General features: G+C 56.7%; 13 protein-coding genes. 6 read left to right on the forward strand and 7 right to left on the reverse strand.

Annotated elements, in window-relative coordinates:
• Positions 1 to 255 precede the first annotated feature (255 nt).
• Positions 256 to 927, forward strand: coding sequence for an HAD family hydrolase (locus FHW16_RS20320; RefSeq protein ID WP_182551121.1), 672 nt, complete (start codon positions 256 to 258; stop codon positions 925 to 927).
• Positions 928 to 996: 69 nt separating this feature from the next.
• Here FHW16_RS20320 and FHW16_RS20325 read toward each other — a convergent pair whose 3' ends face one another.
• The 3 genes from FHW16_RS20325 to FHW16_RS20335 form a co-directional block, all read right to left on the reverse strand.
• Complete coding sequence (locus tag FHW16_RS20325) at positions 997 to 1,728, reverse strand: SIMPL domain-containing protein (protein ID WP_182551122.1); 732 nt, start codon at positions 1,726 to 1,728, stop codon at positions 997 to 999.
• 111 nt (positions 1,729 to 1,839) lie between these two features.
• Positions 1,840 to 2,199, reverse strand: a complete 360-nt coding sequence (locus tag FHW16_RS20330) for an antifreeze protein (protein ID WP_182551123.1) — start codon at positions 2,197 to 2,199, stop codon at positions 1,840 to 1,842.
• Positions 2,200 to 2,316: 117 nt separating this feature from the next.
• Positions 2,317 to 2,781 (reverse strand): YcgN family cysteine cluster protein, encoded by a 465-nt coding sequence (locus FHW16_RS20335; RefSeq protein WP_182551124.1) that lies wholly within the window; start codon positions 2,779 to 2,781, stop codon positions 2,317 to 2,319.
• Positions 2,782 to 3,038: 257 nt separating this feature from the next.
• Between FHW16_RS20335 and FHW16_RS20340 the strand changes: the two genes are divergently transcribed.
• The 3 genes from FHW16_RS20340 (at position 3,039) to FHW16_RS20350 (ending at position 6,329) form a co-directional block, all read left to right on the forward strand.
• Positions 3,039 to 5,363: an OmpA family protein gene (locus tag FHW16_RS20340; protein WP_246711874.1), complete on the forward strand. Its 2,325-nt coding sequence runs from the start codon at positions 3,039 to 3,041 to the stop codon at positions 5,361 to 5,363.
• 131 nt (positions 5,364 to 5,494) lie between these two features.
• Positions 5,495 to 6,019, forward strand: a complete 525-nt coding sequence (locus FHW16_RS20345) for a TIGR00645 family protein (RefSeq protein ID WP_182551125.1) — start codon at positions 5,495 to 5,497, stop codon at positions 6,017 to 6,019.
• Between the two features lie 70 nt (positions 6,020 to 6,089).
• Entirely contained in the window at positions 6,090 to 6,329 is a 240-nt protein-coding gene (locus tag FHW16_RS20350; RefSeq protein WP_182551126.1) for a DUF6500 family protein, read from the forward strand.
• A gap of 238 nt (positions 6,330 to 6,567) precedes the next feature.
• On the opposite strand, the gene rpoD is transcribed toward FHW16_RS20350, so the two are convergent.
• Positions 6,568 to 8,595 carry an RNA polymerase sigma factor RpoD gene (gene rpoD / locus FHW16_RS20355; RefSeq protein WP_182551127.1) on the reverse strand — a complete coding sequence of 676 codons (2,028 nt, stop codon included), beginning with the start codon at positions 8,593 to 8,595 and terminating at the stop codon, positions 6,568 to 6,570.
• Positions 8,596 to 8,900: 305 nt separating this feature from the next.
• Positions 8,901 to 10,871: a DNA primase gene (gene dnaG, locus FHW16_RS20360; protein ID WP_182551128.1), complete on the reverse strand. Its 1,971-nt coding sequence runs from the start codon at positions 10,869 to 10,871 to the stop codon at positions 8,901 to 8,903.
• A gap of 417 nt (positions 10,872 to 11,288) precedes the next feature.
• On the opposite strand from dnaG, the gene FHW16_RS20365 reads away from it, so the two are divergent.
• Entirely contained in the window at positions 11,289 to 12,959 is a 1,671-nt protein-coding gene (locus FHW16_RS20365; protein ID WP_182551129.1) for a Na/Pi symporter, read from the forward strand.
• A 660-nt stretch (positions 12,960 to 13,619) separates the two neighbouring features.
• On the opposite strand, the gene FHW16_RS20370 is transcribed toward FHW16_RS20365, so the two are convergent.
• Entirely contained in the window at positions 13,620 to 14,204 is a 585-nt protein-coding gene (locus tag FHW16_RS20370; protein WP_182551130.1) for a TetR family transcriptional regulator, read from the reverse strand.
• Positions 14,205 to 14,322: 118 nt separating this feature from the next.
• Between FHW16_RS20370 and FHW16_RS20375 the strand changes: the two genes are divergently transcribed.
• Complete coding sequence (locus FHW16_RS20375; RefSeq protein ID WP_182551131.1) at positions 14,323 to 15,540, forward strand: MFS transporter; 1,218 nt, start codon at positions 14,323 to 14,325, stop codon at positions 15,538 to 15,540.
• Between the two features lie 65 nt (positions 15,541 to 15,605).
• On the opposite strand, the gene FHW16_RS20380 is transcribed toward FHW16_RS20375, so the two are convergent.
• On the reverse strand, positions 15,606 to 16,475 hold the full coding sequence (locus FHW16_RS20380; protein ID WP_182551132.1) for an NADPH-dependent oxidoreductase: 870 nt from the start codon (positions 16,473 to 16,475) through the stop codon (positions 15,606 to 15,608).
• Positions 16,476 to 16,491: the final 16 nt, after the last annotated feature.

A 16,491-nucleotide genomic window follows, 5' to 3' on the forward strand; every position in this document is an offset into this window, starting at 1 on the left:
GATGCGGATCGGACGACCCGCATCCGCACGCGCCTGCATGTCCCGCGCCAATCCCGTCAGTGCTACATTGCTCGCCATACCAAAAACGCTCCTCAAAAGGCTTCCGATGCGATGTCGGAAACCATTCTTATCCTGCCAATCGAATATTGAACATTTGTATTTTAGTCAACACCTATGTGCATTATAAGGATGATAACGATGATCCCATAACAACTGCGTCGATGTACGGAACGCAGGCCTTGAAGAGAGATGGAAATGCCGCAAAACAGGTTTGATCTGATAATTTTTGATTGTGACGGTGTACTGGTGGACAGCGAACCACTGGCAGAGCGCGCCTATCACAATGTCTATGCCAGACAGGGGATGGATCTACCGGAGGGGACTGTTGCCCAATGCGTCGGCATGAAACAGGCTGACATCATCAAACGAATCGCTGATTTGACCGGGTTCCAGCTGTCCGACGCCGGTGAGGCCGAACTCTGGCCGGAAACAAAGCATGTCTTCAGCCAGTTCCTGCAACCGACACCGGGCATTGCAACGCTGCTCGCAGCGCTTGAAACACCCCGCTGCGTTGCCTCTTCATCGTCGCTTGAACGCATTCATTTCAGCCTGGAAACCACAAAGCTTGCCCGTTTCTTTGGCGATGCGATCTACAGCTCATCCATGGTAAAGCGCGGCAAACCCGCCCCGGACCTGTTTCTGCATGCAGCCAGGGAAATGGCTTACGAGCCGTCAGCCTGTGTGGTGATCGAGGATTCGCCGTACGGCGTGGAAGGTGCGGTTGCCGCGGGCATGACAGCCATCGGCTATACCGGCGGCGGCCACACCTACACATCCCATGCACAGGTCCTTTTGGACAAAGGTGCAAGCGCCGTCTTCGCCGACTGGAAAGATATTTCCTATTGGATGCGCGCCGCCAACGATTGATGATCTGGTTGCATGCACCAACAAAAAGGGTGCCCTAAAGCACCCTTTTTACTCGACTGGCCGCCAGATTTAGTTCTTCAGCTCGAACGTGACGTTGACCGTCACATTGTAGCTGTTCTCGCCCGCAGCAACCGGCACCGAATCAGAAGCTTCGGCCGCCATCATCTTGGCACGGGGTGCTCCGCCGTAGGGACGAGGCTGGAAAGACTGCTCGTTGATTTCGATGACCTTGCCCATTTCAACGCCGGCAGCGGCTGTCAGGGTCTTCGCCTTGGCAATGGCATTGGCCACGGCCTTCTTGCGTGCTTCCTCGACAATTGTCTCCGGCTTGTCGTTGGTGAATGTCAGGTTACCGCCCTGATTGACGCCGAGTGTCACGGACTGATCAAGAATCTCACCAACCTTTTTCAGATCACGCACACGCACCGAAAGAGAATTGGAGACCGCGTAGCCGACAATCTTCGGCGCTTCAGGCTGCTGGCCCTGCTTGTTTTCCGGATAGACATAGCGTGGATCGATGCTGAAACCCGACGTCTGCAGATCGCGTTCTGCAATTCCGGCCTTCTTCATGGCATCGAGAACCTTTGCCATCGTCTCGTTGTTGGCGGTCAAAGCTTCCCGTGCGGTTGGCTTTTCCTGCAGCACGACGAGCGAAATGATGGCCATGTCAGGTGCGGCAGTGGCTTCGCCTTCCCCGGTAACCGTAATGTGCGGGCGTGGTGTTTCGTCCGCCATGGCGGCGAAAGGAACGGCCATCATTGCGGTTGCGGCAAAAGCCACGGCTAGAAATTTTGGTGTCATGGAATATCTCCCCAGGATGAAGTGACGCAGCTGCCTCGCAGCTGATTATGGGCGGAATAGGGCGAAAGGTACAACTTTCGCCCTTCCCGAACATTACGTGTACGGATGAAATCAGCGGATAACCGGGCAACCAGGTGCACGGGCAAAGACGACAGCCGTGCGGTGACCGTAGCGCCAGCCGGTGACGCGGACCACATTGCGGTTGACGATGGCGCGCGGATTACGAACGCCCATGCGGCTCGCCTTGTTCAGTGCAAGATTGACACTGCAGGCACGAACGGGACGATAGCCGCCATGGTAGCGGTGACCACGGCGATGATCCACTTTGATAACGTTGGAGGATGGACCAACGACCTCAACCACGTGAGATGACGCGGTGACTGGCGCTGCCGAGGCGGCATTCACTCCAATTATGGAGCCAAGGCCAAGAGCAGCGGTCACGGCGAGCATCTTGATTGAAATGCGGGACATGGGCGTTTCTCCTTTGTTTGTTGTTTCTCCAGATCTGAAAATCCGGAAGGTGATCGTTTGTTCCACAATCCACCTGAACAAAGCTTCAACGTACCGTTCATCTCCCATTCAGTAGAATTAATTTTCTGAAGGAGCCGATTCTTCCATCATCATATGGTCGAAATAGTCTTCGGCTGTTTTCAGGTCATGGTCATAGGCGGTCACTTTGCCACGCACCGAAATCCCCGCCTCGTGCACGGTTTCCATGCTCCCGGACACAAGTGGATGCCACCAGTACAAATCTTTTCCCTCATCGATCAGACGATAGCCGCAGGTATCGGGCAGCCAGCTCACATCGCGTACAATCTCCGGGGTCAGAAAAACACAATCGGGGACTTTCTTCTTCCGGTGCACATAATCGGAACACTGGCATGTCCCGGCATCAAGCAGCGTACAGGCCACGGTGGTGAAGTAGATTTCATCCGTGTCTTCATCTTCCAGTTTGTGCAGACAACATCGTCCGCAGCCATCGCACAGACTTTCCCATTCCGGGCGATTCAGCTCGTCAAGCGTCTTGGTTTTCCAGAATGGTTCTTTGGGCATGCGCTGGAATACATCTCCCGAAGCGCCGCGTCCAGAGTTTTGCATGAACCCAAAATGAACGGCTCCTTCACACGGGATACAGGCTTGCCCGTGCAGTCTCGCTGTAATCGGACTCGGGCAGGATCGCATTTTGATAAGTGCGCCCACAGCGAATCCGGTACGAAGACCGCCAAGGTCAATCGGCTGCCACAAAGTTGGCCCAACCTGCGGTCACAGACATTTGATGTGTTTCGACGAAACGCAAGACAGGGATGACAATGAAACGTACAGCACTCTTTTTTGCTTCGACAGCAATTCTGTTCTCCTCGCCCTCGGCGATGGCAGAGCAATCGCCACTCCCTCGCCCTTTTATTTCCTCCAACACGAACGATGCGCCGCTATTGCTGACACAGGCGGAGATTGAACCGGCAGCGGAAGAGGTCAAGGATCAGGCTCCCGCTCCCGTTGAAGAAGCACAGAACCAGCCGCAACAGGAAGCAGAACCTGCTGCTCGCGCCCAGCAACAGGCCGAAGAGCAGGCAAAAAAACGTGCAGAAGAAGAAGCCCGCGCCGCAGAGGCTAAGGCGGCCGAACGTGCCCAGGAAGCCAAGCACGCCGCTCAGGAAGAAGCTCAGAAGGCTGCTGAACAGCAGAAAGCCATAGAAGCCGAGGCCAAGCAGAAGGCCGCTGAAGAGGCACAGGCTGCCAAGGCCGAAAAGGCCGCAGCCCAGGAAGCCGAGCAGGCCAAGAAAGCCACTGAGGCCGAAGCCAACAAGGCTGCCGAACAACAGAAAGCCATAGAAGCCGAGGCCAAGCAGAAGGCTGCCGCAGAGGCACAGGCTGCCAAGACTGCGGAAAAGGCTGCCGCCCAGGAAGCCGAACAGGCCAAGAAAACCACTGAGGCTGAAGCCAACAAGGCGGCAGAAGCTCAGAAGGCAACCGAAGCGGAAGCGCGCAAGAAAGCTGAAAGCGCCCAGAAGGCTGCTGACCAGCAGACGGAAAAGACCGCTGAAGATGCGAAAAAAGCGGTGAAGGAAGCTCCAGCAGCCGCCGAGCAGCCCGCGATTGAGAAGCCGCAACAATCCAAGGGCCAAAAGCCCGCCGTAGAGCAACCTGCAGCTGAAAAGCCCGCGCCGGCTACCGAACCTGCGACGGGGGAGAAGCCTGCCAAGCCTGTCGAAGGACAGAAGCCCGCGGGTGAAAAACCGGCATCCGCCGCCGAGCCTGCTACTGGCGAAAAGCCGGCCAAGCCGGTCGAGGGACAAAAGCCCGTCACCGGGCAGCCAGCAGGCGAACAACCGGCAGCCGGAAAACCTGCGGGCGGCAAACCAGCACCGGTTACCGAACCTGCCACGGGTGAAAAGCCTGCCCAGCCCATTGAAAGCCAAAAGCCGGGGACAGAGCCCGCTGCTGGCCAGCCGACCGGTGAAAAACCCGCCGTCCCCGTTGAAGCTGGAAAGCCTGGTCCCAAGGACAATCCGCCCTTGCCGGAAAATGCCGCGCCGGTGCTCGACAGTCAGAAACCGGCACCGCCCGTCAAGGGTACGGGCGGTCAGGTCGTCGGGAAGCCTGCGGCTCAGCAGCCGGTTGCCCAGCAGCCCGCCGTACAGACGCCGGCCACCCCTCCAGCGCCTCCGCCAAAGAATGACGCCGAAGTGCAGAGAACACTCGTACCCGTCAAGGTCGAGCCAATCCGCACCGAAGAAGGCACACGCGTCAAACAGGCACCACAGGCAGAGCGCCCGGCCGACGTGCAGGTCATCAAGCAGATCGACAACCGCACGATTGTCGAAGTGAACAACAACGTCTTTGTTGAAAGTTCCGACCGTCCGCGCATGTCCCGCGATGCGCAGGATGTCTACTATGAAGACCTGCCGCGCAACCGCACGCGCGAAACCATCGTGCGTGACAATGGCGTGCAGGTCGTGACGATCCGTAACCGTTATGGCGATGTGATCCAGCGGTCGCGTGTCATGCCCGACGGGCGTGAGGTTCTCCTGAGTTACACGCCGGATTATGATCGCGAGGAACGCTATCAGTGGCGCGATCCGGGTCTGGATTTGCCACCACTGGTTCTGGATATCCCGGTCAGCGACTACATTCTTGATGCGGATCAGGCACCTGAAGAAGAAGTTTATGACTTCTTCGCCCGGCCTCCGGTGGAACGCGTCGAACGCATCTACTCCGTGGATGAAGTCAAGCGCTCGGCTCGTATTCGTGACAAGGTGCGCCGTATTGATCTTGATACGATCACCTTCAAGTTTGGCTCGGCGGATATCTCCGACGACCAAATCCCCCACCTTGACAGCGTCGCCAAGGCAATGGCGCAGATTCTGCAGAAGAACCCAGCCGAAACCTTCCTGATTGAAGGCCACACGGACGCCGTCGGGTCCGACCAGGCCAACCTTGTTCTCTCGGACAAGCGGGCGGAATCGGTCGCGCAAGCACTGACCAATGTGTTCGGTATCCCGCCGGAAAACATGGCCACACAGGGCTATGGCGAGCGCTACCTCAAGATCAAGGTTGATGGTCCCGAGCAGCAGAACCGCCGCGTCGCCATCCGGCGTATCACGGCGCTGGTACAGCCAATGGCCAGCAAGTAGGCATCGTCGGGATTTCTTGATCCAAGACCCGGGCTTCGGCCCGGGTTTTTTTGTGGTTGCGGCCTGTTTTTCCTTGAGTTCACTGTCTGCATCGCTATCTGATGTATGAAACCAATCGGACCCTGTTATTTATGAAACGTATTGAAGTCTTCATCGAAAGCATCATCCTGGCCTCACGCTGGCTGCTGGTTGTTTTCTACCTCGGCCTTGCCATTGCGCTTGCCATCTACGCCTTTTCGTTTGCCGGAAAGCTGTTCGATTTCGTCAGCAAGGTCACCAGCCTCGACGAAACCGAAACGATCCTCAAGATGCTTGGTCTCATCGATGCGGCTCTGGTCGCCAGCCTGGTGGTCATGGTCATCATCTCCGGTTACGAAAACTTCGTCAGTCGCTTTGATCAGGCCGATGATGTGCACTGGCTTGGCACGATCGATGCCGGTTCGCTCAAGATCAAGGTGGCCTCGACAATCGTCGCCATCTCGTCAATCCACCTTCTTCAGGTGTTCCTGAACCTGACGAAATATTCGACGGAACAACTGACGTGGTTCACGGTGATTCACCTCGCCTTCGTCTTCTCCGCCCTCTTCCTTGCCTATATCGACAAGATCATGGCCAAGGACAAAGGCGAGAAAAAATCGGACGAGCCGTCGATCTGAATGAGATAAAATAAAAGCCCGGATTTCCCGGGCTTTTTCTGTTTCCCCGCATGAAACCACGGGATTTCCAATGAGAGCCAGCCTCAAGCAAAAGATACTGACGGTCTGCGATCGGAAGATCGCCGCAAAGGGCTCTGATGTCGGATTGTCATTTTACGCGTTCTTTGCCAACAAGAATGACGATCCGGAACTCCTGATGGAAGCAGCGGAATGGTGGATACGAACCCACAGGCTCGATCATTTTGAAAAGGCCACCAAGATACGTGCGATGGTGCAGGCGATGGATGGCGCAGCGCGTGATGCGCAGTGAGTGCACGCCCTCCTTTGTAACAGGCACTGCTCCTACCCCTTTGGTCCGACTCTCCCCACAAGGAGGAGGGTAAAGGTGGTGCCACCTGCGCCGCTTTTTGCCAGAGTTTCAAATATTTGCATCGACATAGCGCGTGGTTCGATGCAACTGTTGGCTGATTGTGCCACCTACCCAGCAAAGCAAAACGGGATGGGTTTTCACCCATCCCGTTTTCATTTCTACCAACTTTATCCGCGGCTTAGCTATCGAGGAAGCTGCGCAGCTTGCGCGAGCGGCTCGGGTGCTTGAGCTTGCGCAGTGCCTTGGCTTCGATCTGACGGATACGCTCGCGTGTCACCGAGAACTGCTGGCCGACTTCTTCAAGCGTGTGGTCGGTGTTCATGCCGATGCCGAAACGCATGCGCAGAACGCGTTCTTCACGCGGCGTCAGCGAAGCAAGAACGCGTGTGGTCGTGTCGCGCAGATTGGCCTGAATGGCCGCATCGATCGGCAGGAGCGCATTCTTGTCCTCGATGAAATCGCCGAGATGTGAATCTTCTTCATCACCCACCGGTGTTTCCAGCGAAATCGGTTCCTTGGCGATCTTCAGCACCTTGCGCACTTTTTCAAGCGGCATGGCCAGCTTTTCAGCCAGTTCTTCCGGGGTCGGTTCACGGCCGATTTCATGCAGCATCTGGCGCGATGTCCGGACGATCTTGTTGATCGTTTCGATCATGTGCACCGGAATACGGATGGTGCGCGCCTGATCGGCGATCGAACGGGTGATCGCCTGACGAATCCACCAGGTCGCATAGGTCGAGAACTTGTAACCACGGCGATACTCGAACTTGTCGACCGCCTTCATCAGGCCGATATTGCCTTCCTGAATGAGATCGAGGAACTGCAGGCCGCGGTTCGTGTACTTCTTGGCGATGGAAATCACGAGACGCAGGTTTGCCTCGACCATTTCCTTCTTGGCCAGCGCTGCTTCGCGCTCGCCCTTCTGCACCTGATTGACGATGCGGCGGAATTCCGAAATCGAGATCGCAGTTTCCTGCGCCATGTTCTGGATTTCCGTGCGCAGGTTCTTGATCGTGTCTTTTTCGTTCTTGGTGAACTCTTTCCAGCCGCGGGTGGTGAGGTTGGAAACAGCCTTCAGCCAGTTCGGGTCAAGCTCGTTGCCCTGATATTCCTTGAGGAAGTCCTCGCGGCGCACACCATAGGATTCGGCAAGACGCAGGAGACGGCCTTCGTTCTGGACCAGACGCTTGTTGATGTCATAGAGCTGGGCAACCAGCGCTTCGATGCGGTTCTGGTTCAGCGACAGCGACTTCACTGCCTTGATCAGCTGATCCTTCAGTTCCTTGTAGCGGCGTTCCTGGCTTGGCGACAGGGAACCTGAGGCAGCAAGGCGGTTTTCCACCTGCTGGTCCTGCAGCTTGCGCAGCTTCTTGTAGGTGTCAGCGATAACGTCGAGCGTTTCCATGACCTGCGGACGCAGTTCAGCTTCCATCGCGGCGAGCGACAGGTTGGCTTCATCATCCTCGTCATCATCGTCTTCAACGGGCGTATCGCCGCCGACATTGGTGATGTCGTCGTCATCGCGGCGGCTGCGCGAACGGTCATTGCCGGCAGCCGGCTTTTCTTCCTCGACGCGTTCGATAACCGGAGCCTGCTTGGCTTCGGGGCCGGCGTAGGTGGTTTCCAGATCGATGATCTCACGCAGAAGAATCTGCGAGTCGTTCAAGGCATCGCGCCAGATGATGATGGCCTGGAAGGTCAGCGGACTTTCGCACAGCCCGGAAATCATCGTCTCGCGCCCAGCCTCGATCCGCTTGGCGATGGCAATTTCGCCTTCGCGCGACAGAAGCTCGACAGTGCCCATCTCGCGCAGATACATGCGAACGGGATCATCGGTACGGTCGGTCGGTTCTTTCTTGGTCGTGGTCGGCGCAACGGCTGTGCCGGTTGCGTCGGCAAGCTCGCGGGCATCGCTTTCGTCGTCGCTGCTGTTGTCAGCTTCTTCGGCGTCCGCGTCCTGCTCGTCATCCTCGACAACGTTGATGCCCATGTCACTGAGCATGGCCATCGTGTCTTCGATCTGTTCAGAAGTGACCTCTTCCGACGGAAGAACGGCATTGAGCTCGTCCATCGTCACATAGCCGCGCTTTTTGGCGAGCTTGATCATCTTCTTGACAGCGTCATCGGAAAGGTCGAGAAGCGGTCCGTCCGGCGCGCCTTCGCGCTCGACTTCTACTTCCTCGTTTTCCTTTGCTTTCGTTGCCATATTCTATGTCTCCAAGCGACGTTTCGCTTTGTTCATGCATGGGAACTAACGAGTGCGGTGGCGCACCGGTTCCCCTACAGCGTCAAGGTAATAAATGATCGACTAGCCGAAATCCCGTTAATGCCGGATTAACCTTGTTATTCCGATGGCGAGCACATTGTATATTTGCCGTATTTGCCGGTTTTTCAGCCAAACCTACAAACAACAACTCAATATTTTCAATTCTGCGCAATCTGATTCCGTCATTATTGACCCACGTCAACCCCGACTCAACTGATTCGCGGTAAAAAAGCGAATCAATTCCGTCAAAAACCCTTTCCGGACCGTCCGGAAGGGATTCCAAAGCCCTCGATCAGTGCTTCCGTCGCCTGCGCGTTGCGGATGTCGTTCTGAATATCGAGCAGCCGGTTGAGGTTTTCGTCGGTCGTTTCCGTGGCCAACGCGGTTTCAGCTACTTTCAGCTCTTTATGTAGTGTGCTTGCGCGCTGATGCAAGTGAACGGCCTGCCGCAATGCTTCCAGCGCGTCCTCTTCGGCCGCTTCGGCTGTCGCGGTCCACATGCGCGCGCGCCGGGCCAAAGCCTCAAGCGCCTCGATCAGAGTGCCATGTCCGGCCTCGGTCATGGCTTTGCGCATTTCAACGCCGTCCACCACATGATGCTCCGCCAGGGCATTGAGCATGGCGGAATGAAACCGCTTCAGATCCGGATGACTGAATTCGAGCCGTACCACCGTTTCGAAATCCTCTTCGATCAGCCGGGGGTGGTTGAACAGCGTCATCAATATGGCAGTTTCGCGCAAAGGCGGAGCGGCCGAGGTGGTTTTGACCAGAACCGAGCGGGCCAGACTGTCGGAAACGGCGAGTCGTCCCGAGGCCGCACCCCTGCCCCGCTGGCCATAGCTGTTCTGGCCGCCGTAGCCATTCTGGCCATTGCCACGCTGGTCGCCGTCACGCCGGTTGTTATTGCCGCGTTGGTTTGACCCGAAGAATTGCTGGATGCGGTCGCGCACGTCCTGCGCATAATGCCGGCGCACATTCTCGTCGGCAATCAGAGCCGTCATCTGCTTGAGCCGGGATTCCAGTTCGGCGCGCCGCTCCGGTGTATCGAAAATCCCGCCGCTCGTCTCGCGTGTCCACAGCATGTCTGCCAGCGGACGGGCATCGTCGAGCACCGCCTGGAAAGCCTGCGGGCCCGATGCCTTGACCAGATCATCCGGGTCCTTGCCTTCCGGCAGCACGGCAAAGCGCAACGACCGCCCGGGCTTCAGCGCAGGCATGGCAAGATCAATGGCACGGTAGGCTGCCTTGATACCGGCCTGATCGCCGTCGAAACACAGGATCGGTTCCGGCGACATGCGCCAGAGAAGATCAAGCTGGTCTTCCGTCAGCGCCGTGCCGAGAGGCGCAACCGCCTGACCAAAACCCGCCTGCGCCAGCGCAATCACGTCCATGTAGCCTTCAACCGCGATAACAGCCTTGGCTGCCTGACCGGCCTGCGGCTGCGCGGCCCGCCGGGCACGCAAGGCATTGAACAGGACCTTGCCCTTGTGAAAAAGCTCAGTCTCGTTGGAATTAAGGTATTTGGCCGGAGCATTGGGCGTCAGTGCCCGGCCTCCGAAAGCAATGACCCGTCCGCGCAGATCCTCGATCGGAAACATGATGCGATCGCGGAACCGGTCATAGGAAACGGGCTTGTCGTCGCCATAGACCACAAGGCCGCACGCTTCGATCTGCTCGCGTGTTGCGCCCTTCAGCGCCAGATGCTCCTTCAGCGCATTGCGGCTCTCCGGTGAATAACCCAGCCGGTAGGCGTGCTGCGTCGTTGCCGACAGGCCGCGATCACGCAGATAAGCCCGCGCCTTGGCGCCCGCCGCCGACTGCAGCTGCTCCTCGAAGAATTTTGTCGCCATATCCATGACGTCGTACAGTGTCGCGCGCTTGGCCTCTCGAATTTCCATTTCCGCATCGCGTGCCGGCATGGGAATACCGGCCATGTCAGCCACCCGCTGCACCGCTTCGGGGAAACTCAAGCCTTCAAGCTCCGTGAGGAACTTGAAATGGTCGCCGGTTACCCCGCAGCCGAAGCAGTGATAACGGCCCTTGCGGTCCTCGCAATGGAAACTCGGGGACTTTTCACCATGGAACGGACAGCAGGCCCAGAAATCACCCTTCGGCGCATTGGTTTTTTTCCGGTCGAACGACACCCGCGTGCCGATCACACTGGAAATCGGTACGCGTTCCCTGATCTCATCGAGAAAGGATGGTGGAAATCGCATGCTGCTCTTCGATCACTCAATTTGACGATTCGGGTCTTGAGACCTGAATCTCACTGTTTTTGACGGTTTCGGCAGTTGTCTGCAGAACCTGTTCCATATTGCATCATATCGTGGGGTGGTGAAAGGTCTGCAAGACAATCATCCCCTGTTCATCCTGTCTTTCTGATTCCGGGTCCGGCCCTTCATCATCAGGTCAACTTATCGATGTATCAGGCCATTTTATAGAAAGCCGGCTCATAATCATCAATCCAGCAAAAAACTGTCATAAAACTGTTACACTTTGCCAAAAACGACAGAATTTTTCTTAGCCGGAACATATTTTTTCCCCTTTTGGACTGATATGTTATCTTAATAATTAGCGACTAGAATTCGTCTGGTTGTTTACCGCATTTTTCCACCTTGTTAGGATTGGCTCAAGTGAACGGTTCGACAGTTTTATTGCATCTTGCAGGTGCGGTGGCCCTCCTGTTGTGGGCGACACGCATGGTTCGTACGGGCGTCGAGCGCGCCTATGGCGAGCGCATGCGTCAAAGCCTGCGTGGTGTCCTGCATAATCCCGTTCTTGCTGTCCTCTGGGGTACGATGCTTTCCATCGCTCTGCAGAGTTCGACAGCGGTCAGCCTTCTCGTTGGCTCCTTTGTCGGTTCCGGCATTGTCAGCGGCATTTCCGGCCTGATGGCGGTACGCGGCGCCGAGGTTGGTTCGGCGCTCGTTGTCCTGATCCTCAGTTTCGATCTGACGCTGCTTGTGCCTGTCTGCCTTCTGGCGGGTACCGTCATTTTCATGTCAACGGAGCGCGGCGACTGGCGCCAGATCGGCCGTATCCTTGTCGGTATCGGCCTTCTCGTGCTTTCACTTGAAATGACCGGCCAGGCGACGGAGCCGCTGCGCAACAGCGACCTCCTGCCTGTCATTGTCAGCTATCTTAACACCGACCCGATCACCGCATTCATGCTGGCAGCCTTGATGACATGGCTGTTCCATTCCAGTATCGCCGCCATTCTCCTGCTCGTCACGTTTGCTTCGCGCGGTCTGATCGAGCCGGAACTTGGCGTGGTCATGGTGTTCGGCGTCAATCTCGGTTCGTCCTTCATCGCGCCGCTGCTCACCCGCAACGCCGCGCCACAGGCCCGTATCGTGCCGATGGGCAATCTTTTGATGCGCGGTGCCGGTTCACTGGTCATCCTTGTCGCGTACCTGACCTTCAAGCCCTCGGTGACTTTCCTCGGTTCGGCTCCGAGCGACCAGATCATCCACGCCCACATCCTCTTCAACATCATCATTCTGCTTGCCGGTGTGCCGCTGTCAGGTCTTGTCCTGAAAGCCACCAAAGCCATCGTCGCGCTTAACGCCCCTGCTACGCAGGCTCCGCCGCTTGGACAGGCGGAACTCAGTGCACTGGATGAAAGCGTCCTTGATGTGCCAAGTCTTGCCCTTGCCAATGCAACGCGCGAGACCGTGCGCGTCTGCGAGACAGTGGAAATCATGCTGCAGCGGATCATCGGCCTCTACGAAAATCCCGAGCAGCCACGCATCGATGAACTGTCGGGCCTTGATGACAAGGTTGACCGCAAGCACGCGGAGATCAAGCTTTACCTTGCCAAGCTGACCACACGTTCGCTGTCGCCGCAGGAAGTTGGCCGCGCCCAGGAACTGCTTGGCGCCTGTGTCAAGCTCGAACAGGTCGGCGATATCATCGTGCGCAACATGCTGGCCCTTGTGCAGAAGAAAATGGACCGCAAACTCAAATTTACCGATGAGGGCTGGCTCGAACTCAGCAACTTCCACGCCAAGGTTCTGACCAATGCACGCATGGCGTTCAATGTGCTGGTCTCGCGCGACAGCGAAATGGCACACCAGCTGGTTCTGGAAAAGGATCTTCTGCGCGATCTGGAAAAGCAGAGCAGCCAGCGGCACTTCAGCCGCCTGCGCGAGGGAACACTGCGCAGCCTCGAAACCAGTTCGATCCATCTCGATACGATCCGCGACCTCAAGCAGATCAACTCTCTGCTTGCCGCCATGGCCTATCCGGTTCTGGAAGAACAGGGTCTGCTCAACACAACACGTTTGCGCGCACTGAACAGCTGAACGGTCGCTGATAGAGCAGCTCTCCCTGAAGGAATGGCGTGGTTGTGGGTTTGCAAATGTTGAATGGATATTCACCCCCCTCTGCCCTGTCGGGCATCTCCCCCGCAAGGGGGGAGATCACATTGACATCAAAGATTTCGCGCTATTTTCAACATTGCAAATTGCCCGAAATATCAATGAAGGCTGATCTCCCCCCTTGCGGGGGAGATGTCCGACAGGACAGAGGGGGGTGAACCAGCCCTCTAATTTGGCTTTGATCAGAAAAAATCACACCAACTTATCCAACACTTCTCATCCTCGCGTATTCTCATCGTGTCCTTTCCGGCGGGAATGCTTCCGGAAACTTTCGAAAGTCGGGAAAGGATCGGCGCTTCGGCCTCGCGGGGAGAACCTGTGAGACTGGGGAGGTTTCGCTGAAGTTGTTCTATTCATTCGGCCCAGCAGCCAAATGAAGAGGCAGAACAGGCGGAAACGTAAAATCGCCGGGGCGGGTGGTCCTTGGATCGCAAGCATCGCATACCGAACTACCCAAGACCCGCGTTCCAAGGACCGCCCGTCATTCTCTCTTTCAATGGCCAGACGCAAAAGCGGGCGTGGCAACGGGGAAAGTGCAAGGTCCGTAGAACCACGGACCATGCAATTGCAGCAACTACGGCTCGCCTACTTCAGCAGACCATTCAATAATTCCTTAATACCATCCACCGCCCGGCGTGACGTCGCTTCCGGTTCGGATGAGTTGGCAATCCAGGAGGCAGCATGCAGCAAGGCGCCGTTCAACAGGCGCGCCAGCGCCTCGGGATCACCCGGCTTGATGGTTCCAGCCGCGCCCAGTCCTTCGAGACTGGCCGACATTGAACGGATGCATTTGCTCTGGTTCGGCCACGTTGCGGGGTCGCCAAGAACGGATGGGCCATCGCGCAGCACGATACGCTGGATTTCCGGCTCCAGTGCCATCTCCAGATAGGCGGTGCATTCGTCGACAAATCCCTGCCAGCGGCTTGCCGATTTGCTGGTGACTTCGATCAGACGCGCATCCATCTCCGCATCGATCTCAGCAATAACCGCTTCAAGCAGCCCCTTTTTATCGCCAAAATGGTGGTACAGCGCACCGCGCGTCAGGCCCACGGCGGATGTAAAATCGTCCATGGACGCGTCGGCATAACCTACCGCCCCGAAGGCCTCTCTGGCCGCGGCAACCAGTTTTGCCCGTGTTTCCACGATCATTTCGGCACGGGATTTATGCACGATACGGATTCCTTTCACATACACAGCGTATATTAATTGACATACGCTGCGTATGCAACTATTTCATAAACATACGTCACGTATGTGAATGCGAATCTGTCGCAAAGGAATGTTCATTATGACCAATCCCTATCAGGATATTTTCAAAGCCCCGGGAAGTTTTGCTTTCTCCGCATCCGGATTGATCGCGCGCCTGCCCGTTGCCATGATAACCCTCGGCATTGTTACGATGCTTTCCCAGACCCATGGCGCTTATTGGCTGGCCGGTGCGGTATCAGCTGCATTTGCCCTTTCCAACGCGTTGATTGCACCGCAAATCTCACGGTTCATCGACCGGTATGGCCAGCGGCGCGTTCTTCCGCCGGTAACGATCATCACAATTCTTGCTCTGATGGCACTCATCGTATCGGCGCGCTACGGCGCCCCTAACTGGATGCTCTTTCTCTTCGCCGTACTGGCGGGCTTCATGCCAAGCATCTCGGCCATGGTCCGGGCACGCTGGACCGAGATCTATCGCGATACGCCGAAACTCCACACCGCCTTTGCGCTGGAATCCGTGGTCGACGAAATCATCTATATGCTGGGACCGATCCTCTCTATTGGTTTGAGCGTCGCCCTCTTCCCGGAAGCCGGGCCGTTGGCCGCAACGCTATTCCTCGCCGTTGGAACGCTCCTGTTCATCGCCCAAAGATCAACGGAGCCACCAGTCCATGCTCAGGATAGAAGCAAGGGAGCATCGGTCATCCGCTTGCGCCCTCTGCAATGGATCGTGCTGACACTGATCGCGATCGGCGCCATCTTCGGAACCGCTGAAGTGACGGCTATCGCGTTTGCCGAGGAACAGGGGCAAAAGGCTGCGGCAAGCATCGTCCTGGCCAGCTATGCCGCCGGGTCGCTGATTATCGGCCTTGTCTTTGGCGCCCTTAAATTCAAGCGGTCTCTGGCAACACAATTTCTGCTCGCCATCACTCTGGCAATGCTCACAACACTGCCTTTGCTTTTCGCGACCAGTATTCCGGTTCTCGCGGTGTTGCTGTTCCTCGCAGGCGCAGCGGTGTCCCCGACGATCATCATCTCCATGGGCCTGATCGAACGCCTCGTCCCACCATCGAAACTTACCGAAGGCATCACATGGGCAATGACGGGTATAGGCATCGGGATGGCGCTGGGCTCATCGGTATCCGGACTCGTTATCGATGCTTATGGTGCACGTTTCGGGTTTTGTGTTTCTGTTGCCGCCGGGGTTGCCGCCTTGACGATTGCCGGAATGGTGTACTGGAGCGCGCGTCCGAAGCCGGTTACACATTGTGAAGCAACCGTTTCAGCTCCCTGCTGAAACGGTGCCCAGGATCCAATTTTTTTGACGGTCAGGACATGGGATCGAGGCGACGCCTCTCAATCTCATTTCAGTTTGAAACCGAGAGATTTGACGACTTCCTTAAGTTTATCCCGGTTCTTCAAGGCTTCTTTTGTGGCAATGCGTCTGCTCATTTGTTCGGTCCAGTCAATTCCCGGCATGCGTTGTGTCTTTTGAAAACCGCGCAATACATCGTTGTAGCCGCTGAAATCCGATCCTTTTTCATCAGTGCCATACTGTTCAAAATGCAGAACGGCGGCTTGCGGCAGGCGTGGTTTGACATCAGTCACGTCGCTCGGGTCCGGATAACCCACCGTAAGTCCGAAAACCGGAAACACCTCGGCTGGCAACCCCAGTTCTCTGGCCACAAAGGCTGGATCATTGCGTATGGCGCCGATGTAGCACGTTCCGAGCCCCAGTGACTCCAGCGCAACGACAGCATTCTGCGCCGCAAGGGCTGCATCAATGACACCCAGAAGAAAACTCTCCAGATAGTCCAGACCTTGTGATGTGGATTGTTGATTGTGAGCGATTCCACGCAGCCGCGACAGATCTGCCAGCCAGACGAGCAGCAACGGCGCCTGTTCGATCTGTCTCTGATTACCGGCAATCACATTGATCCGGGCTTTGCGGTGCTCATCCGTAATCGCAACAACACTCCAGGCTTGAAGATTTGAAGAGCTTGGCGCTGATTGTGCGGCCGCTATCGCGAGCTCCAGCGTTGATATCTCGACCGGGACCGGTAGATAGGAACGCACGCTGCGGTGCGACAGGATCGTATCGATCGTATCCGTCCACGAAGCACCCGCAGGCAAAGACTGCTCGGTGCCGTATCGGCGCTGAAGCAGTAAACCAAGCTCGGTATCCCTGGGATTGGCCTCAAGTTTGGTGGGATGGATGGCCTGTTGAGACATGGGATTATCCTGTTGT

The sequence above is a fragment of the Phyllobacterium myrsinacearum genome, from assembly GCF_014138285.1.
GTDB lineage: Bacteria > Pseudomonadota > Alphaproteobacteria > Rhizobiales > Rhizobiaceae > Phyllobacterium > Phyllobacterium myrsinacearum_A.

Bases quoted from the DNA above. Each gene is read 5' to 3' on its own strand.
- FHW16_RS20320 (WP_182551121.1), top strand. From the start codon at position 256: ATGCCGCAAAACAGGTTTGATCTGATAATTTTTGATTGTGACGGTGTA.
- FHW16_RS20325 (WP_182551122.1), bottom strand. From the start codon at position 1,728: ATGACACCAAAATTTCTAGCCGTGGCTTTTGCCGCAACCGCAATGATG.
- FHW16_RS20330 (WP_182551123.1), bottom strand. From the start codon at position 2,199: ATGTCCCGCATTTCAATCAAGATGCTCGCCGTGACCGCTGCTCTTGGC.
- FHW16_RS20335 (WP_182551124.1), bottom strand. From the start codon at position 2,781: ATGCCCAAAGAACCATTCTGGAAAACCAAGACGCTTGACGAGCTGAAT.
- FHW16_RS20340 (WP_246711874.1), top strand. From the start codon at position 3,039: ATGAAACGTACAGCACTCTTTTTTGCTTCGACAGCAATTCTGTTCTCC.
- FHW16_RS20345 (WP_182551125.1), top strand. From the start codon at position 5,495: ATGAAACGTATTGAAGTCTTCATCGAAAGCATCATCCTGGCCTCACGC.
- FHW16_RS20350 (WP_182551126.1), top strand. From the start codon at position 6,090: ATGAGAGCCAGCCTCAAGCAAAAGATACTGACGGTCTGCGATCGGAAG.
- rpoD (WP_182551127.1), bottom strand. From the start codon at position 8,595: ATGGCAACGAAAGCAAAGGAAAACGAGGAAGTAGAAGTCGAGCGCGAA.
- dnaG (WP_182551128.1), bottom strand. From the start codon at position 10,871: ATGCGATTTCCACCATCCTTTCTCGATGAGATCAGGGAACGCGTACCG.
- FHW16_RS20375 (WP_182551131.1), top strand. From the start codon at position 14,323: ATGACCAATCCCTATCAGGATATTTTCAAAGCCCCGGGAAGTTTTGCT.
- FHW16_RS20380 (WP_182551132.1), bottom strand. From the start codon at position 16,475: ATGTCTCAACAGGCCATCCATCCCACCAAACTTGAGGCCAATCCCAGG.